This is a genomic window from Tardiphaga sp. 862_B3_N4_1, assembly GCF_051811085.1.
Taxonomy (GTDB): domain Bacteria; phylum Pseudomonadota; class Alphaproteobacteria; order Rhizobiales; family Xanthobacteraceae; genus Tardiphaga; species Tardiphaga robiniae.
This window is the reverse complement of the sequence record NZ_JBPWQB010000001.1, coordinates 2,346,208-2,364,477: the sequence shown is the minus strand read 5'-3', so window position 1 is coordinate 2,364,477 and position 18,270 is coordinate 2,346,208. Positions and strand designations below refer to the sequence as shown.

Genomic DNA, 18,270 nt, shown 5'->3' with positions numbered 1-18,270 from the left:
TTTCAAACGGGGGAGCAACATCATGTCAACCGACGCAAGCCAGGCACAATCTCCCAGTAAATATGATCGATTGATCGCGTTGGCGCAGGCCGTGCCGCCGGTTTCAACCGTCGTCGTGCATCCTTGCGACGAAACATCACTACGCGGAGCTGTCGACAGTGCGAAGGCCGGCATCATTCGGCCAATCCTGGTCGGTCCCGAGCAGAAGATCAGGGACACCGCAGACAAGGGCGGATTTGACATCACGGGCTTTGAAATCGTCGATGCCGCGCATAGTGAGGACGCTGCTGCCAAAGGCGTCGAATTGATCCACGCAGCCAAAGGCGAAATGCTGATGAAGGGCAGCCTGCACACCGACGAGCTGATGCGCGCGGTGACGGCAAAGGCGGGCGGCTTACGCACCGACCGGCGCATCAGCCATGTCTTCGTGATGGATGTGCCGGCCTATACCGAGACCATTTTCGTCACAGATGCTGCGATCAACATCTTCCCGGACCTTGGTGCCAAGCGAGACATCATCCAGAACGCCATCGATCTCTACAATCAGGCCGGGTTCGGCCAGTCTCCTCGCGTGGCGATCCTGTCTGCGGTTGAAACCGTTACCGCCACGATTCCTTCGACGATCGATGCGGCAGCGCTGTGCAAAATGGCCGACCGAGGTCAGATCACCGGGGGATTGCTCGACGGACCGCTGGCATTCGACAACGCCATCGATGTTGAGGCGGCGCGGATCAAGGGTATCAAGTCCGAGGTCGCAGGCCGCGCGCAGATACTGGTTGTTCCTAACCTTGAGGCTGGCAACATGTTGGCAAAGAACCTGGCGTATTTCGCCAAGGCCGATGGTGCGGGAATTGTGCTGGGTGCCCGAGTGCCTGTTGTGTTGACGTCACGAGCCGACACGGCACGCGCGCGGATGGCGTCCTGCGCTATCGCGTCGCTCTATGCGCATGCCAGGCGTCAACGCGCGCCAACGGTCGCTGGGTGATAGCCATGGACACAATCCTTGTCGTCAATGCTGGCTCGTCGAGCGTCAAGTTTCAGGTCTTTTCGGTCGAGGGAGAGGGGAACTTACACAGGCGGATCAAGGGCCAGATTGATGGAATCGGCAGTCGTCCGCGGTTACGTGCGAACGGGCCTAATGCTGAGCCGATGGCCGATCGTGTCTATCCGATCGAGGCCGTGGCTGACGTGCCAGCTGCGATGTCTGTCGCCGGCGCCTGGCTCCGCGAAGAACTCAATATCAACCCCGTCGCCGTCGGCCATCGCGTCGTCCATGGCGGGCCGGATTATGCAAATCCGGTGTTGATTGATCACGGCGTCGTGGGGCGCCTGGAGCGATATGTTTCGCTGGCCCCGCTACACCAGCCGCATAACCTGGCGCCGATCAAAACGATCCTGAACAACTTCCCGGCTCTGCCGCAGGTCGCCTGTTTCGACACCGCCTTTCATCGCGATCACAACGCTCTCGCGGATCACTATGCGATTCCGTACGAGCTCCATGCCGAGGGCATCAGGCGCTACGGCTTCCACGGCTTATCGTACGAATATATCGCCAAGCGCCTGCCGCAGGTTGCGCCCGACGTCGCAGGCGGACGCGTGATCGTCGCCCACCTCGGCAGTGGTGCCTCGATGGGTGCGATCAAGAATGGAAAGAGTGTCGAGAGTACAATGGGCTTTACGGCGCTCGATGGGCTCGCGATGGGAACGCGTGTCGGTCAGCTCGATCCGGGAGTCGTTCTGTATTTGATTGCAGAGAAAGGCATGTCGGTATCGAAAGTGCAGGATTTTCTCTATCGGGACTGCGGCCTGAAGGGGCTATCTGGCGTCAGCAACGACATGCGTGAACTTGAAAGCAGCGGGGATCCGCGCGCGGCGTTTGCGATCGACTACTTCGTCTATCGAGTGGGGCTGCACGCCGGCATGCTCGCTGCCGCGTTGCAGGGTCTCGACGCCTTCGTGTTCACGGCTGGGATCGGTGAGAACTCGGCATCGATCCGGGCGCGCATTGTCGAGAGGCTTGCCTGGCTCGGCGTCGTGCTTGATCCGGCAGAGAATGCTGGACACGCAAGCAGGATATCGCGATTCGATAGCCGTATTCCCGTCTATGTCATTCCTACCGACGAAGAGCTGATGATTGCGCAGCATACGCTATCGTTGTTGATGAATCTGAAAACGCACGATCAGAAACATGAAAGAGTGTCATGAAGATTCCGGTATATCCAGAGACCAGTATCGCGTTGAAAGGCAAGAAGGGGCTCATCGTCGGTATAGCCAACGACCAGTCTATAGCTTGGGGCTGCGCCAAGGCCTTTCGGGCGCTTGGCGCCGACGTTGCCGTTACATATCTGAACGAAAAGGCCAGGAAGCACGTCGAGCCGCTCGCGGAGGCGCTGGAGTCTCCAATCTTCATGCCGCTTGATGTGATGGTTGAAGGCGAAACCGAGAAGGTGTTTGAGCGGATCGGCAAGGAATGGGGGCAACTCGACTTTCTTTTGCACTCCATTGCTTTCTCGCCCAAGAATGCGTTGCATGGCCGTGTGGTTGACGTTGATCGTGAGGGCTTTCAGAAGACCATGGACGTTTCGTGCTGGTCGTTTATGCGGATGGCGCACCTGGCGGAGCCGCTCATGAAGAACGGTGGCACGCTGTTCACCATGACCTATTATGGCAGTCAGATGGTGGTGAAGAACTACAATGTCATGGGTGTCGCGAAAGCGGCTCTCGAGGCCGCAGTGCGTTATATCGCGGCCGAACTCGGTCCAAAAGGCATTCGCGTGCATGCGATTTCGCCCGGGCCTCTGGCAACGCGCGCTGCGTCCGGCATTCCGGAGTTCGACGAACTGATGGACAAGGCGCAGTCGCAAGCGCCGTCGCGCAGTCTTGTCAGCATTGACGATGTGGGGAGGGCGACTGCATTCCTCGCGCTCGACGGTGCCAAGCTGATCACTGGAAGTGTGCTCTACGTCGATGGTGGCTACCACATTATCGATTAACGTGTGGCGTTCTTGCTTCAGCTGAAGTGTAGGCCGATTACCTCAGCGACGCAGGCAGGGCGCTTGCCGCCCTCGATCTCGATTGTCACGCGATAGTGGGTGCGCAAGCCGTTGGGTGGTACTTCCTCGGCTTCCGCTATGCTGACGCGGCCGCGCAATTTTGAACCGGCCGGCACAGGCGAGAGATAGCGGACGCGGTCCGCGCCATAGTTAAGGGTATTCTTCAGCCCCTTCAGACCCATCACTGAGCGGATAAACATCGGCGTCAAGCTCAGGGACAGCAGGCCGTGAGCGATAGTCTTACCACCCGGCATCTCCGTTTCCGCGCGCTCCTGGTCGACATGAATCCATTGCTCGTCGCAGGTCGCTTCCGCGAACTTGTTGATGCGGTCCTGCGTCACCTCAATCCAGTCGCTAACGCCGACCTCTGTACCGACGGCGGCCTTGAGTTCTTCAAACCCGTTGAAAATCCGCATGAATGTGATCCGATTCCACAGGTTACAGTTTCATTTCGGGAACTTTGTCTGGAACGACGAGCTCGGCCTCCGTCACCGCCAGTACCTCGGCGATGGTGACGCCGGGCGCCGTCTCCTGCAAAGTTGCGTTGCCGCCAGGAAAGGCGATGACCGCCATATCGGTAACGACGAGATCGATTGGCCGAACCGACGTGAGTGGTAGGTTGCATTTGGCAACAATCTTAGACTTTCCCTTGGCTGCATGTTGCATGGCAACGATTACACGTTTGGCACCACTAACGAGGTCCATCGCGCCGCCCATACCTGGCACCATCTTGCCGGGAATCGTCCAGTTGGCGAGCCGCCCGCCGGCATCTACCTGCAGACCACCGAGTACGGTGATGTCGACATGGCCACCGCGGATCAAACCGAACGACATCGCACTATCGAACGTGGCGGCGCCGGGCAGCGCGCTAATCGGCTTGCCGCCGGCATCGGTCAGCAGCGGATGAGCCATGCCCTGCTCGGGGATGGGACCGGTGCCAATCAATCCGTTCTCGGACTGAAAGAAAATGTTCAACCCTGGCGGCACATAGTTAGCGACCAGAGTTGGAATGCCAATGCCTAGATTGACGAGGTTGCCCGGTCGAAGCTCTTGCGCCACGCGGCGGGCGATAGTGGTTTGTGCATCCATAGATCACCCGTTCGCGACGAGGTAATCGACCAGGGGGGCGGGGGTAATAACGTGGTCGGGCGCGATGACGCCGACCGGGACGATATGCTCCGCGGTGACGATGACGGTGTCCGCCGCCATCGCCATGACCGGATTGAAGTTGCGGGCCGTGAGGGCGTAGGACAGGTTGCCGGCGTAGTCGGCAAGAAATGCGTGCACAAGCGCAAAATCGGCGCGTAGGGCGGTCTCGAGCAGATAGCTCTTCCCGCCCACATCGATCTTTTGTTTGCCTTCCTCGACCAGCGTCCCGACGCCAGTCGGCGTCAATACGCCACCCAACCCACAGCCACCGGCGCGAATGCGCTCGACGAAAGTGCCCTGCGGGATCAGATCAACGGTGATCTGTTTGCCCAGCATTTGCTGTTGAGCCTTCGGATTGAGGCCAATGTGGGTCCCGATCATGTGGGCTACCTGTGCGCCCTCGAATAGTTTCCCGACACCTTTACCGGGGGTGGCCGCATCATTGCTGATGAGAGAAATGTTCGACTTCTTCTGCCGCACTAGTTCGTCGAGCAGGCGCTCCGGCGTTCCCACACCCATGAATCCGCCGACCATGATGCTTGCGCCGGTCGGGATCATCGCAATGGCATCTTCCAGAGAAACAGCCTTCATAATGGAGCTCCGGTCAACAGTCGATCAGGAGAGCCGATGGTGAAGAAGTGTCGGTGTACGAAGCCGGTGCTCCTTTGATCTGCGTCAAGACTTGTCATTATTTCCTTCGCGAACAGAGACTCCCACGCCTTCGAGGGCTTCCGCCCAGAGCTTGCGGATCTCTGCGTGGCGCTCTTCGAGAGTAGCGCTCACGGCCTCACGGAAGGGCGTCAGATTCGGGCTCTTTAGAAGAAGGATCTGTGCCTGCAGCAGGCGGCCGCTTTCAAATTCAATACGGCGCAGCGCCGTGACGAATGGATCATGCGTGTCGGCTTCGACCGGCAAGAGGGCGGCGGGCCGAATTCCAGCATGTATGGCATGCGCGCGGGCAGCCAAATCACCCGCCAGTGCCAGGGGGGCATCGTCAATGCCTTCGATGGGCTTTGGGAGCCATGTCGTTTCCCAAGACGCTGCCAAATAGCTCAGTGCAAGATCGGGTATCCATGATGTCGCGCGCAGCAACAGGGAAACGATTTCCGCTTCTCGATAGAATTGCGCATTCAATTCGGTCTGCCAGGCGGATTCGAGCTTGAGTGGCATGGCGAACGCGAAGTGTCGCGCCAACGCGCCGTGGGCCGAGATCAAGAATGCTGCGACGCGTGTTTGCTGATGTAAGGGCACGCGGCCTTCGGGGTCGAGTGGTCCGAAGAACGCCCTCATCGTAGCGTTTCCTGTACTGGTATCGCTCGCAGATGGTCGTAGCCGGCTGGAAATGGAACGAGCTGCCCGCCGGCTTCTTCCGGAGCAATCCAGACAGCCTTGTTGCCTTGCCAGCCCCCCGCCAGCACATCCTCTGCAAAGCGTGCGAGCAGGTCGGCGGTGAGCGCAGGTTTCTCCAGCGTAAAGGCATGGTAAGCGCGTTGAACGATGACAAGCGAGCTGTCTGGAATTTGGATACGCAGGGTCTCGTGGAGTGCACGTGGCGTCAGAAAGTCGAATTCACCGTTGAGGATCATCGTTGGTACGCCGATTAGAGGGAGTTGCGGCGTCAAAGGCTGGAAGTCGAGGAAAGACTCCATCAGATTCTGCAGGGCGTAAACGTCATTGATAAGCCAGCCTTGCCGCTTGACGTTGTCGAGCGTTTCCAAAACCGGCTTCAGCCACTGGTCGCTGACGTTCATTGGCAGCAGTAGGTCCTGAAGATAGCTGGTGCCGCCAAGGACTAACCCGGTTCGCAAGGCATTGCCGAGCAGATACAGTTGAGGCGGTAGCTCGGCAAAGCAGCTCATCGGCACCAGACCGGTCAACCGTTGGCCGTGTTCGATTGCATAGCGCAGTGCAATAAGGCCGCCGAAGCTGATGCCACTCAGAAAAATGGGACCGTCGCCGAGTTCTCCAATCAGAAGATGTAATGCGGCGACGTGGTCGTCCTGACGGATGAACAGCGCGGGCTTATCGGACGCACCTTGGCCGAGCAGATCGAACGTCGCGACGCGGAAGTGACGCGCCACCAGTGCGTCGCGATAGGCCGTCCATAATTCAGCGTATTGCGTCAGTCCGTTGACCAGAACGTAGACGGGCGCGTCCGTCGGTCCGTCGAGCTCATAACGTATCCGATATGAACCGTAGCTCAGGAAGGGCATTGCGCTGACCGGTTGGCGATTTGATCGTCGCAATGATCAGCGGACGAAGACAATTTCTATTGAGCTAGATCAAGCATTTCCTGATTGAGCCCCTCAACATATGCACAAAACATCATCGGGAGGAGACCGTCATGACCGGTAGAGCTGCCATGAAACGTTGCCTCGTCAGCCTGATCCTGTTGCTGGTTGGCACTGCAATTGCGGTTGCGCAACCCTTCACACGCCGGTCGTCGCAAGTGCAACATGATGGGCTGAAAAACTACTATGAGGTGCCAAACTTCAGGTTGGGCGGTAAGTATGATCTGAACGATCCGACCAAGTGGGAGAACGGCGGAGAGGGCGGGGTCACGCTGGAGTCGCTCGGTGGCGGACAATTGCGCACCGCGTACGTCGCGATTGGGAATGCGCGCCGCAATGCGGCCGGCGAGATCACCAACGCCGTTGTCATCAATTCCTATTATTCCGGTGACTCCACTGACATGTATGAGCAATGGGTCAGGGGCGCTGCCCTGTCGGGCGGCGTGCCGATTATTGGTCCGGGTCGACCGATCGATACCGACCGGTACTATGTCATTATGGTCGATCCGCTGGGGACCTGGGGTGCTAGTAAGCCATCAGACGGTCTAGGCATCAAATTTCCGCAATACAGCTATTTTGATATGGTGCAGGCTAACTACCGCATGTTGCGTGATCACCTGAAGGTCGCGCGCGTGGCGCTTGTTGCTGGCGTCTCGATGGGCGGCACGCAGACCTACGTTTGGGGTGTCCTGCATCCAGAGTATATCGGCGCACTTATGCCGATCGGCGGAACGACCCAGTCCGACGCCGAGGACCCCGTCGGCAATTGGACTTTTCAGTTGATGACGGCCGCGATCCAATCTGATCCGGTATGGCAATCCACCAAAGGTGATTACTACAAGCTTCCCAAGGAGAAGCACCCCTTGCCGGGCATGGCCTTCGGCTGGTCGGTGCTCGGCCTGACCGGATATGATTTCGGCTTCAGGACTACTCAGAGTTTCGCATCGGTACAGCCCGAGGTCTTCTATTGGGATCCACCGAACGAGAAGGCCGGTCTCAGTGTCAACAATCGCTCCAAGATGTATGATGCGGTCGACCTTGTCTGGCGCAATCGAGTTGGTGAAACCTACAACGTCAATCCGTACCTCGGCCGAATTCAGGCGCGCACATTGGTGATGCACATCACCAATGATCTCTGGCTGAACTTCAAGCTCGCCCAGCGCGCCGTCGATCGCGTGCCGGGCGCGGACCTCATTTCCGAGGAGAGTCCGGTCGCACACTACGGCGTGTTCCCGATTATCAACAATCGCAAGAACGATCCGAAGTTCGTGGCTTTCATGGACGACGTGGCGAGCCTTGATCGGGCGCAGAAGTTCGTCGACAAGAATTATCGTGTTCCTGGTGTTGCCGAGAATGTGGATAAGACAAAATCATTCTGGAAAGATCATGTGACCTATCCTTATCCGGTCAAATACGCGACCGCGAAGGACAAGCGTGGAACGCTCTGGCAGATCGGCTACATGGACGAATATGCTGGGACCGACAAGGAACCGAAAGTTCTTGTCGTCATTCACGGGAAGGGCGCGTTTGGCGGGCACTACGGCAATATCATGCAGTATGCGCTGCGCAGCGGACTGCGCGTGATCGTTCCGGATTTACCTCATTACGGCATGTCAGGGCCCGGCAATCTAGATAAGAGCCCGGCGCGGACCATGCAGGACATGCGCGAGGTGATTTACGATCTCGTTGTCAATCAGCTCGGCGTCAAAAAGGCGCATTACCTTGGACACTCGCTTGGTGGTCAATTTGTGATGGGTTACGCGCTCACTTGGCCGGATGCAGTGCAGGGCCTTGCGCTTGAAGCGCCGTCTGGCCTTGAGGAGTATCCGCGCGACATCACGATCGCCAAGGACAAGAAAGCGCGCTTGTTCGATGAGGCCTTCGGCCGCGATTTCGACAAGTGGAAGCAGAGCTGGGAACAGACCGGAATTCTCAAAGCGGAAATGGGGCGATCTGAGCCGAACATCCGCGACTTCTTTTACTTCAAGAAACGTGACCCTGAGACCGGCGTGGTGTCGGCTGCCAAGAGCGGATACTTCTTTAGCGACAGCGAATATGCCCGCTTCCATACGGAGCAGCGTGTTGGGTTAACGAAGGGAAATCCCAAGGAGCTCGAGCAGTGGTGTAACGTCTTCATTTTCGACGTCTACACGATCGGGGCGGAGTTGCAGCAGGACGATCCGAAGAACCTTTACGATCGGCTGACGGAGATCAAGGCGCCGATCTTCCTCGCGTTCGGGGACAAGGAGCCATTTATCCCGACGCCTGCTTTTAACGGGCTAACCGACCTGGGACGTGACGTCATTACGCCGTTCATGTCGCGCATGACCAATGCCGGCAACCGGCCGATGCTTAAAATCTATCCGGAGACCGGGCACTTCATCCATACGGACAATCCAGTTGAATACTCCGCAGACGTGGTCGATTTTGTAACGAAGGGAACCCTCGACACCAGTTCACCACTCGGCACTGACCGTATGATCAGGGGAGCTGTCGCGTCAGCCGTCCCTTTAGCACCGACGCCGCCCGGAGCTGCGCCGACTGCCGGCCTGAACAAGTAGGGTGATACATGCCAAGAGTGCGGTCAGGTGAGGTCTCTCTGGGCTGGAGGGAGTGGGGACGAGGCGACGTTAGCGTCGTCTTCATTCACGGCAACCTCGCCAGCAAGGATTGGATCGAACTAGCCGCGTCGCTATTTCCTTCCGGACTGCGCGTGGTCGGAATCGACTGGCGCGGCTGCGGCGAAAGCGATCGGACGAAAGCGACGGCCGACTATAGTAACTACTCCATGCAGCAGCATGCGGAGGATATGTTAGCTGCGCTCGACGCTCTAGACGTTAAATTCTGCCATCTCGCTACGCACTCGACGGGCGGCATCATTGCCGCGCGTATGTTATTGATGCAGCCGGAGCGCTTTGGGAGCGTATTCTCCCTCGATCCAGTTTCACCGCTCGGTATGGCCTTCAACGCCGATCAGATCGGCGTTTTTCGGGCGATGATGGCAAGCAAGCAAGTCACGCGGACGGTAATGGCCAGCGCGGCGTCCTCACTATTCTTGCCAGAGAGCTTTGCGCCAAATGCGATCCCACGTTTTCGCGAAGGGCTCGGGGAAATTCCGGCGCTGTTTGAACGCATCATCGAACAGACCTTCGGTGTTTCTGAAGGGATCTGGATCGGCACGCCGGTCAATCTTACCCGCGAGCGAGAAAGTGGAGAACTCAAACGCCGCATGCCGGATATCCGGCATCCCCATCTGGTGTTGTGGGGGGAACAGGATGGCTGGATTCCGCCAGCCGATCTCCGGGCGATGGCTGCGGTAATGCCAGATTGCCGGCTCGTGGTTGTGCCCGGTATCGGGCATTCGATGAATCTTGAACTACCCGCGCTCTACGCAGGCTATTTCGGCGCATGGTTCGGAGGGCGTTCGAAATAGCAGGGATCTGGGCAGGCAATGGCAATTCAGCTCCTCGTCGGCACGATCGTTACCGTGATCACCATCATGGTTCATGCGCTGGTCACCGTTGGTGCGGTGGGCATCGCCCGCTCAGCAGGGCTACGGCACACCACGCGACCGAGACTTCACCTGATGGCCGTGATGGTTGGGGTCGCTGCCGTGCTGATGATTGCACATACGCTGGAAATGCTCGCTTGGGCGCTGGCCTATGCAATAGTCGGCGCTGCCCCAGACGACAGCGACCTTCTTTATTTCGCATTCGTAAATTACACCACCCTCGGCTACGGCGATATAACGCCGGTGCAAGCTTGGCGGCTGATCGGGCCGATGACCGCCATGAATGGCATTCTGATGTTTGGTTGGTCGACTGCGGTCCTCTTCGAAGTGTTGCGTAAGACGCTGGATCATCTTGCCGCGATCGGTGCGCGCGGCTTCAGCCCTGTAGATCCAGACTAGCGAGTCTGCTTCGGTCCAAGAGTACAATCTGACGCTGAGTGTTGCCGATGAAACCGAGAGTCCTCAGTTCGTGCAATCGCGACAGTACGCGGGAAACAGTTTCCAGCGTTAGGCCCAGGTAGTCGGCGATATCGCGGCGTGACATCGGCAGGGCCATAGTGCCCGCGGCAGACAACCGCTTGTCCATCTCAAGCAGGAAGGCCGCGACCCGCTCCAGCGAGGTCTTGCGGCCAAGCAGAAGCATGTGATCCTCCGCGTGTTGCAGATTGCTTGTGGTCATACTGAGCAAGTTGCGCGCGACCATGGTGTCGCTTTCAGCCACGATCTCTAAACTTTGTCGCTTAATGAGGCGAACAGTGGTGTCTACAATCGCTTCCGCAGTGAACCGATGCTCGCCACCGTTCTCAAGGCCGAAGATGTCTCCGGCGAGGTGAAATGCGCCGATCTGACGGCGGCCGTCGGAGAGCAGTTTGTAGCTTCGCACGGCACCGGATTTCACCTGATATACGTACTCTGCAGGCTCTTTCTCCCCGTAGATCTCGGTGCTCTTTTTGTAAGTAAACTCATTCAAGCTGACGATGGGATTCGAGTCGCTGGCCATGCCGAACTCACGGAGGGAATTGGGGCGAGGCGTCGGATTCGTAGTCGTGCGAGCAAACATGGGTCAACTCCCCTCACCAAATGATCGCCAGAGCAACGTTGCATTGCAGGGAAGTGTTGAGCTTTTCGCTTCCTCTAGAGCTGATCTAAGACTAGGGTGCAACCTTAGGCTATTGGTCCAAAGGTCATTGTCCCAAAGTACAATGCGCGAGGCCTTACGTCGCCAAGGGCATTACGCTTGGAATGAATCATTTGAGCGGATGGACGGCGCACTCGCATGATCGATAGGAGAGAATGCGAAGGTCGGTCGGGCAGGAAATGTCAGAGCTGTGATTGTCATTAGAGAAACTTGATCTCAGAGGGCAAAATGCCTGGTTTGATCCATGTAGTGGATGACGACGCGTCGTTTAGAGCTGCGATCGAACGTCGGCTCAGGGTGGCCGGGTATGAGGTTGCGGTATATGCTTCGTCACAGCAGTTTCTGGATCGATTGCCAGACGTTAATCCGCGCGCATGTATCGTGCTGGATGTTCAGATGCCGGCACTTAACGGCCCGCAATTGCAGAGCCGCTTGATCGAGCTAGGCTCGAGTATGCCGATCATCTTCCTTACGGGACATGTCGATACCGCGGTAACGGTGCGAACGATCAAGGCCGGCGCGGAAGACTTCCTGACCAAGCCCGTGACATCACAGCAGTTGATTGATGCGATTGAGCGTGCGCTAGCGCGCCAGGAGTCTACGGGAGGTCAGCAAGAGAAAACCGCCTTATGTCGCCTGCTGGTTTCATCTCTTACGCCACGTGAGCGACAGGTGTTCGATCTAGTGGTACGTGGAAAGATCAACAAGCAAATCGCCATAAGTCTGGGAACGACGGAGCGCACGATAAAAGCGCACCGCCATCAGGTAATGGAGAAAATGCGTGTCCTTTCACTCGCAGAACTCGTTTCTATCGCAGAGCGGCTGGGGATGCGCGACCGAGTTTGAATCGCAGCGGCCGCAGCTCTCACTATTCATCGATATCCTGATTGAACATCTGCGTGGGCGGGCCTTCATGAGCGGTGGCGAAGCGACCAAGGGCTAGCGAGGTCGTCAGTCGTAACAGACTGGAATCCACAAACTGCAGATGCAGAATATGCCCCTGTGCCATACGTTTTACCAAGCTTGGTTCGGCGATAGTTCCTGCGATGCAGGCATTGGTCAGACACCAAGTGTACGGAACTCTGTAAGTCACGCCTTGATCGATCGTGAGTTCAACCGGCTTTTGCAGGTACATACCTACGGGGGAGAATATTTGTATCCGCTTGGCGGCATCGCCTTCGCGTTCGATGATGTCCAGCCGAACCGCCATTTGACCGGTCGGGAAAGTACCGGTGATCGATGTGCGACAAAGTGGTTTTGCCCCGCCAGGCTTGAAGCAGACTTTGCTCCAGTCCCCGAAGGTGATGTCCTTTACTGGGCGCTGACCGCGGGCGCGAACTTCCCCGTCAGGAGCGGTGGCCGCCGGGTCTTGTTGGGATACTGCGGGTTTGTTGAACGTGAGGCTCGCCAGCGCCGCAAGTAGGAGCGCTCGGAAGGGGTTCAACGGATGCTTGCGTTGTGGTTTATTGGGATCGGAATATGTCACAGCTGACCTCCGGCATTGGTCTCATTTCTGGTCATCCAAAAACTTCGCTACAATTGGCGACCAAATCGGGATAGCTTCCGGCGATCCGATGAGAAAGTGCCCCTCATCACCAAAAGGCGGTATCAAGCGGTACTCTGCTTTACCGCCGGCGGCCGTGAAGGCCTCGTGCATACGTTTCGACAGTGCTGGTCCGAAGAACGTATCGTTTTCGATGTAGATCCACAGCATTGGCATGCGTGATGTGCGGCCGAAATCTGCCGTCGCTTCGATGAGCCTGTCCGGCGCGCAGTTGTTGTTTGGCTTGCCGTCGACGCGGCCACCGCGGCCGGCGGCGAAAGTAATGATCGCTTTAACCTGTGGTGGATTTACGCTCGATAGCGCAATGGATGCCCAACCTCCGGCGGATTGTCCAACGACGATGACATCGTTCGGCACGATGCGGTTTTCTGCGATCAAATAGTCAATAATCCAGAGGTTAACTTTTGCGACTGCAAGCCCGGCGTCGTGGAAGTTTGGATTTTCGCATTTTCCGATCTTGGAGAAGAAAGGGCCGTAGATGGCACGCTCGGGAATGTCGATGGCGGATGCCCCATATCCGGTGCCGACCGGCGCCACCACCAGATAACCGCGCCTCGCAAACCATTTGGCCGCATCGCGGAATTCAACCAGGGGAAAGAAGCCGCGGTCAGTCGGATTGAGCGAGACGCCGTGGTTCATGATAACCAGCGGGAAGGGGCCGTTGCCTATCGGGCGCACCAGATAGGCAAACATCGGCAACGGCAGCGGCAGCACCCAGAGCTCTTCCTGGATGCGCGCAGCGTCGGGCTTGTCGGCCGCTTGCATCGGCGCGGCAGGGGCCATGGATATAAGAAGCGCCGCCGTGACGAACGCGTGAATGGCATGCATGGTGGGTGCCTTTCCGGATCGCCTCATGTCGCGATCCGACAGCCAAAATTCTGAAGGCGGTTGATTCAGATCAATCCTCATTGCCGGAGCCAGCGCCTGTTGGCCCGATGAGCTCGAATATTTCTGCGATACGTGTGGTTAATGTGCCGACGCGCCGCGAAGAAACCCTGATGGTCGCGTTGCTGCTGGGCTTCGCAGGCGGCTATCTCGATGCCTATACGTGGATTACGCATGGCGTTCTGGCGAATGCGCAGACCGCCAACTTGGTATTCTTATGGGTAAAAGCGACGGCCGGGAAGTGGACGGAGGCATTTCACTTCGTGCCATCGCTCTTCGCTTTCGTCGTCGGCGTGGTGCTCGCCTCATGGCTGCGGCGTGCAGTCGGTGATCGAGTCGGCCCGATCAGCATTCTCGTAGAAGCTGGCGTTCTGATCCTTGTCGGTGTGCTGCACAATCGCGTGCCTGACGTTGCGGGCACGCTGGGCGTCTCGATGGCGGCCGCAATGCAGACTTCGAATTTCACCAAGGTTGAGGGTTCAAACTACAGCTCTGTGATGATCACAGGAAACTTTCGCCAGGCGATTGAGGGAGCGGTCGCACTGGTTGCTGGAGATATCCAGGTCGGTCTGTTGCGTAAGTCCTGTATATTCATGGGGGTTTGCGCCGCATTTGGCACAGGCGCCGCTGTCGGTGCTTTCATTACAGAGCGGGCGCCAGCACTCACTCTAACCGTTCCTGTCGGTGCGTTGCTGCTGGTTCTTCTATGCTGCGGCGGATTCCGCGGCGTGATGCGGGATCGCGTTGATCGAAGGGAGCAGGCATGAGGTCGCACGGGATCTTTCCGCCGACGCGCTGGCTTGCCGAATATCGCGCTGACTGGCTTCGCTGTGACATGATCGCTGGCGTCACGCTGGCCGCCTATGCGATCCCGGTGTCGTTGGCCTATGCTGCGCTCGCCGGCATGCCGCCCCAGATCGGGATCTATGGCTACATGCTGGGCGGCATTGGCTATGCCTTGTTGGGCTCTTCGCGGCAACTTGCTGTCGGCCCGACTTCGGCGATTTCGCTGATGATCGCCGCTTCGGTCGGGGGTCTAGCGGCAGGCGATGCGCTTCGCTATGCGCAGATTGCGAGCGTAGCAGCCCTTGGCGTTGCGGCTCTCTGCCTGATTGCCTGGATCTTTCGACTAAGCATGCTGGTACGCTTGATCAGCGACACCATTCTGGTTGGCTTCAAGGCTGGCGCGGGTCTCACCATTATCATGACGCAGCTGCCGAGCCTATTTGGCGTTGCTGGTGGCGGGCGAAATTTCTTCGATCGCCTTGTCGTGCTTGTTGGGCAGCTCGGTGGTGTTCACTGGATCGTGCTTGCGATCGGACTTGTTGCGATCATGCTGCTCCAGGGCGAGCGTCTATTGCCCGGCAGGCCGGTAGGACTTGCAGTCGTCATCCTATCGATCGTTATCGCGACAGCGCTCGGCTTGCCGGCGCTTGGCATTCCCGTCACCGGCGAAATTCCGAAGGGCTTGCCGAGCATTGCCATGCCGACCTTCGGGCTTCTTGAGTTCGATGAACTATTTCCTCTCGCTGCCGGCATCATGTTGCTCGCCTATGTCGAAGGCGTCGCAGGTGCGCGAAGTTTTGCGGCGAGGCACGACTATCCCATCGACGTGCGGCAGGAGTTTCTGGGGTTGGGCGCCGCCAATCTGGCGGTAGCGCTCGGCCATGGTTACCCTGTTGCGGGAGGCTTGTCACAATCCGCCGTTAATGATCAGGCCGGCGCGAAAACGCCGCTCGCTCTGATCATTTGTTCAGCCACCTTGGCGATCTGTCTACTTTTCCTCACGGGGATATTGACCAATCTGCCTAAGGCAGTACTTGCTGCGATCGTTTGCACGGCTGTCTACAAACTAGTTGACATCGCCGCGCTCATGCGGATGTGGCGTATCAGTCGGATCGACTTCTATGCTGCGGCGATCGCCCTAGTCTCCGTTCTGATGCTGGGCATCCTTCAGGGCATCCTGCTGGCTACGCTAGCGTCCATATTTCTGTTACTGGCGCGTGCCTCGCAGCCAAACGTCGCGATTCTCGGGCGCTTACCAGGAACAGGCCGATATGCCGATAGTGCGCGATACCCTGACGTAGAGTCCCTTGCCGGTGTTCTCGCTTTCCGCCCAGAGGCCTCGTTACTTTACATCAATACGGAAACGGCGATGGAGAATGTGATGGCAAAGGTTCGCGCATCACCGGACACCAAGGTTGTGGTCTGCGGGCTCTCTTCCTCACCCTTTATCGATCTTGCGGGCGTGAAAATGCTTCACGACCTCCATGGCGAACTTGTCTCGCGCGGCATCGCTTTTCAGATCGTCGGCGCCCGCGGGCAAGTCCGAGATGTTTTGCAGGCTGATGGCCTCGCGGAGAAGACCGACAGCGCCAACTGGACCCGAAGGATGGATAGTGTACTCGACGATCTGAGGAAAGGTTGACCGTGTTGCCGTGCCAAGCGGAGCGTCGTTCACAACATCACGTTGCATTGACTTGGATCAACAGGCGCCACTGGGAACGGCTTCAGCATTGGCTACACGCCATCAGCATCCTGGATTTGTTACATGTCCAAAGACGGCAACGCCGCAACAACCGATCTGCTGACATTGGCCGCGGGAACGATTATCGGCTTCCTCGGCGCGAGATCCAGAGTTCGGTACCGAGGATGGCTTCCCGGTCGGCCATGCCATGTCCGGCCGACTTTTCACCGTGTTCGGATAGTTCGCGATGATCTTGGCCCAAGAAGTCAGTTTCACAACCAGAAGGGAATGAACCATGCGAAAATTTAGCGTCTTTGCCGTTGTAGTCGCGGTGCTTGCTGGAGTCGTCGGCTTCGCCACGCCATCAAGCGCGGATATGGGCCAGGTTGCTGTGATATTTACCAAGGGTGGCTTTATTGTCGGGGTCGGCGGCGGCGAGGGCGTGTTGAGGTACCGCGGAAAAACCTATCCCTTTACCGTCTCGGGCATGAGCGTGGGTTTCACGATTGGTGCATCTACCACCAAGCTTATCGGTCGCGCGATCAATTTGAAGGGGCCCACATCAATTGAAGGCACCTACGGAGTGGTCGGAGCGGGTGGGGCGGTGGTGGGTGGCGCTGGAGGCGTGCAATTGCAGAATGGCAATGGCGTGATCCTGCAGCTCAGCGGCCCCAAAGTTGGCGCTGAGCTATCCGCCGCTGTTGGCGGCGTCACGATACGGTTGAAGTAAGCCGGCGTCGAACGGGGCTGCGCACTGCGCGGCCTCGTTTCTTTTAGTAACGATTTTCGACGAACTTCATTCGACGGAGGCTGGCCTGATCGTTGTAGCGGCCCTTGTTGGAACGCTTCGACAGCCTAATCTTCTTTCGCGCAATCTTCTTGTATGGGATCGTCTTGAGGATATGCGATATGATGTTGAGCCGAGCCCGCCGCTTGTCGTCGGAGCGGACCAATCGCCATGGCGCATGCCTTGTATCGGTCGCCTTGAACATCATGTCGCGCGCTCGGGAATAGTCGTACCAGCGCCCAAATGACTCGGTGTCCATCGGGCTTAGCTTCCATTGACGGAGAGGATCCTCGATGCGTGCCTTGAAGCGCAGCTCCTGCTCCTTCATGCCGACTTCGAGCCACAGCTTGATCAGGATGATCCCAGCATCCACAGCGAATTTCTCGACCAGCGGGCACAATTCCAGGAAGCGTTTGTGTTCAGCCGGGCTGCAGAAGCCCATCACATACTCGACGCCAGCGCGGTTGTACCAGCTTCGGTCGAAGATCACGATCTCGCCGCTTGCCGGGAACTGCTCGATGTAACGTTGAAGGAATAGTTGAGACTTTTGGCGGTCAGACGGTGCTGGCAGGGCGCAGACGCGGAAGACCCGCGGACTCACCTTCTCGGTGAGGGCTTTGATGGCGCCGCCCTTGCCAGCGGCATCGCGTCCTTCGAACAGAACGATGACTTTTAGATTATTCGCTTTAACCCAGTCCTGCAAATGGCAGAGTTCGACCTGGAGCTTTCCTAACTCCTTCTCGTAGTCCTTGCGCTTTAATCGCTCCCTTGGCACGTCAGCTGACATGTCACAGCTCCAACATGAATCCGATGCGAACCACGCTCAATCTCCCCAAGAAATTGTGATGGCAATGTCGCCGGGTATGCCTCCCGGATAATCGATGGTCTGGTAGCCGATACGATAGCCGCGTGGCTGCAGATAGTCGCTCCAAAGCTGGAAGATCTCACTTGGAATTCCCGTAAGTGTTTTCTCCCACCCCTTTTCTTGCTGATTGATCGCGCGACCCTTGTCGGTGCACAGCGAGTTGGGAAAGCGATAGACCTGAACTTCCGTCAAACCGTTTCGTACCGCCCGCTGGATTATGGTTGACGCAAGCTGAACCTTTTCGGCTTCGCTCTTGCCGGACGGTTGGCTGAGTCGCTCGATCAGCGCGCGCTTCTCGGCCTCAGCCGCCGCGGCGAGGCGGGCGTACTTTTCCACCGCTTCGGCTTCCTTGAGGGCGGCCTCTTTACGGATCTGCGTGGCGTTGGGGATGAGATCGTCGATGCTACGAGACATGATTGATTGCTCCTGGTGATTGTCGGCTTCGGCGCTGCCACAAGGTTATGTACGGGTGGGTGTGTTTTATTGATCCAAATCAAGCAATCCGCTTCGTGGGGAGGCACGATGGAGCGCATGGCTGCGGAGCGTCCGGGCGTCCGGAA

General features: G+C 57.8%; 20 protein-coding genes. 10 read left to right on the top strand and 10 right to left on the bottom strand.

What is annotated here, in order from left to right:
- Window positions 1-22 precede the first annotated feature (22 nt).
- The 3 genes from AB8B02_RS11155 to fabI are packed head-to-tail and all read left to right on the top strand — an operon-like array spanning window position 23 to window position 2,993.
- Window positions 23-985 carry a phosphate acetyltransferase gene (locus tag AB8B02_RS11155; RefSeq protein WP_120289498.1) on the top strand — a complete coding sequence of 321 codons (963 nt, stop codon included), beginning with the start codon at window positions 23-25 and terminating at the stop codon, window positions 983-985.
- Between the two features lie 5 nt (window positions 986-990).
- Entirely contained in the window at window positions 991-2,205 is a 1,215-nt protein-coding gene (locus tag AB8B02_RS11150; protein ID WP_439058463.1) for an acetate/propionate family kinase, read from the top strand.
- Entirely contained in the window at window positions 2,202-2,993 is a 792-nt protein-coding gene (gene fabI, locus AB8B02_RS11145; RefSeq protein WP_439058462.1) for an enoyl-ACP reductase FabI, read from the top strand. The genes AB8B02_RS11150 and fabI overlap by 4 nt, the downstream gene beginning before the upstream one ends.
- 17 nt (window positions 2,994-3,010) lie before the next feature.
- Here the strand turns inward: fabI and AB8B02_RS11140 are convergent, their stop codons facing one another.
- The 5 genes from AB8B02_RS11140 to AB8B02_RS11120 all read right to left on the bottom strand — a co-directional run bounded on the left by AB8B02_RS11140 (window position 3,011) and on the right by AB8B02_RS11120 (window position 6,415).
- The gene (locus AB8B02_RS11140; protein ID WP_120289504.1) at window positions 3,011-3,469 is read right to left on the bottom strand and encodes a MaoC family dehydratase; all 459 of its coding nucleotides are present in this window, start codon (window positions 3,467-3,469) and stop codon (window positions 3,011-3,013) included.
- 22 nt (window positions 3,470-3,491) lie between these two features.
- Window positions 3,492-4,142 carry a 3-oxoacid CoA-transferase subunit B gene (locus AB8B02_RS11135; protein ID WP_120289506.1) on the bottom strand — a complete coding sequence of 217 codons (651 nt, stop codon included), beginning with the start codon at window positions 4,140-4,142 and terminating at the stop codon, window positions 3,492-3,494.
- A 3-nt stretch (window positions 4,143-4,145) separates the two neighbouring features.
- Window positions 4,146-4,793, bottom strand: a complete 648-nt coding sequence (locus AB8B02_RS11130) for a 3-oxoacid CoA-transferase subunit A (RefSeq protein ID WP_120289508.1) — start codon at window positions 4,791-4,793, stop codon at window positions 4,146-4,148.
- A gap of 84 nt (window positions 4,794-4,877) precedes the next feature.
- Entirely contained in the window at window positions 4,878-5,492 is a 615-nt protein-coding gene (locus tag AB8B02_RS11125) for a hypothetical protein (RefSeq protein ID WP_439058461.1), read from the bottom strand.
- Window positions 5,489-6,415 (bottom strand): alpha/beta fold hydrolase, encoded by a 927-nt coding sequence (locus tag AB8B02_RS11120; protein ID WP_439058460.1) that lies wholly within the window; start codon window positions 6,413-6,415, stop codon window positions 5,489-5,491. The genes AB8B02_RS11125 and AB8B02_RS11120 overlap by 4 nt, the downstream gene beginning before the upstream one ends.
- Window positions 6,416-6,546: 131 nt before the next feature.
- Here AB8B02_RS11120 and AB8B02_RS11115 point away from each other — a divergent pair, with 131 nt between their 5' ends.
- From AB8B02_RS11115 to AB8B02_RS11105, 3 genes are read left to right on the top strand one after another with little or no spacing between them, the layout of a single operon-like run.
- The gene (locus AB8B02_RS11115; protein WP_439063929.1) at window positions 6,547-9,054 is read left to right on the top strand and encodes an alpha/beta hydrolase; all 2,508 of its coding nucleotides are present in this window, start codon (window positions 6,547-6,549) and stop codon (window positions 9,052-9,054) included.
- Between the two features lie 8 nt (window positions 9,055-9,062).
- Window positions 9,063-9,926, top strand: a complete 864-nt coding sequence (locus tag AB8B02_RS11110) for an alpha/beta fold hydrolase (RefSeq protein ID WP_439063928.1) — start codon at window positions 9,063-9,065, stop codon at window positions 9,924-9,926.
- Window positions 9,927-9,944: 18 nt separating this feature from the next.
- Window positions 9,945-10,403: a potassium channel family protein gene (locus AB8B02_RS11105; RefSeq protein ID WP_089264203.1), complete on the top strand. Its 459-nt coding sequence runs from the start codon at window positions 9,945-9,947 to the stop codon at window positions 10,401-10,403.
- Here AB8B02_RS11105 and AB8B02_RS11100 read toward each other — a convergent pair.
- On the bottom strand, window positions 10,381-11,064 hold the full coding sequence (locus tag AB8B02_RS11100) for a helix-turn-helix domain-containing protein (protein WP_439058457.1): 684 nt from the start codon (window positions 11,062-11,064) through the stop codon (window positions 10,381-10,383). The genes AB8B02_RS11105 and AB8B02_RS11100 overlap by 23 nt on opposite strands.
- A 306-nt stretch (window positions 11,065-11,370) precedes the next feature.
- Between AB8B02_RS11100 and AB8B02_RS11095 the strand changes: the two genes are divergently transcribed.
- Window positions 11,371-11,988, top strand: coding sequence for a response regulator transcription factor (locus AB8B02_RS11095; RefSeq protein WP_439058456.1), 618 nt, complete (start codon window positions 11,371-11,373; stop codon window positions 11,986-11,988).
- Between the two features lie 22 nt (window positions 11,989-12,010).
- Here the strand turns inward: AB8B02_RS11095 and AB8B02_RS11090 are convergent, their stop codons facing one another.
- Window positions 12,011-12,628, bottom strand: a complete 618-nt coding sequence (locus AB8B02_RS11090) for an invasion associated locus B family protein (RefSeq protein ID WP_439058455.1) — start codon at window positions 12,626-12,628, stop codon at window positions 12,011-12,013.
- A 21-nt stretch (window positions 12,629-12,649) separates the two neighbouring features.
- Window positions 12,650-13,534, bottom strand: a complete 885-nt coding sequence (locus AB8B02_RS11085; protein ID WP_120289524.1) for a dienelactone hydrolase family protein — start codon at window positions 13,532-13,534, stop codon at window positions 12,650-12,652.
- Between the two features lie 5 nt (window positions 13,535-13,539).
- Here AB8B02_RS11085 and AB8B02_RS11080 point away from each other — a divergent pair, with 5 nt between their 5' ends.
- From AB8B02_RS11080 to AB8B02_RS11070, 3 genes are all read left to right on the top strand, one after another.
- Window positions 13,540-14,358: a YoaK family protein gene (locus AB8B02_RS11080; protein ID WP_439063927.1), complete on the top strand. Its 819-nt coding sequence runs from the start codon at window positions 13,540-13,542 to the stop codon at window positions 14,356-14,358.
- A gap of 68 nt (window positions 14,359-14,426) precedes the next feature.
- Window positions 14,427-16,019 carry a SulP family inorganic anion transporter gene (locus AB8B02_RS11075; RefSeq protein ID WP_439058454.1) on the top strand — a complete coding sequence of 531 codons (1,593 nt, stop codon included), beginning with the start codon at window positions 14,427-14,429 and terminating at the stop codon, window positions 16,017-16,019.
- Between the two features lie 334 nt (window positions 16,020-16,353).
- Window positions 16,354-16,788: a hypothetical protein gene (locus tag AB8B02_RS11070; RefSeq protein ID WP_439058453.1), complete on the top strand. Its 435-nt coding sequence runs from the start codon at window positions 16,354-16,356 to the stop codon at window positions 16,786-16,788.
- Window positions 16,789-16,831: 43 nt separating this feature from the next.
- Here AB8B02_RS11070 and ppk2 read toward each other — a convergent pair whose 3' ends face one another.
- Together ppk2 and AB8B02_RS11060 are read right to left on the bottom strand one after the other, a co-directional pair.
- The gene (gene ppk2 / locus AB8B02_RS11065) at window positions 16,832-17,632 is read right to left on the bottom strand and encodes a polyphosphate kinase 2 (protein ID WP_439058452.1); all 801 of its coding nucleotides are present in this window, start codon (window positions 17,630-17,632) and stop codon (window positions 16,832-16,834) included.
- 36 nt (window positions 17,633-17,668) lie between these two features.
- Entirely contained in the window at window positions 17,669-18,124 is a 456-nt protein-coding gene (locus tag AB8B02_RS11060) for a hypothetical protein (protein ID WP_089264212.1), read from the bottom strand.
- Window positions 18,125-18,270 lie beyond the last annotated feature (146 nt).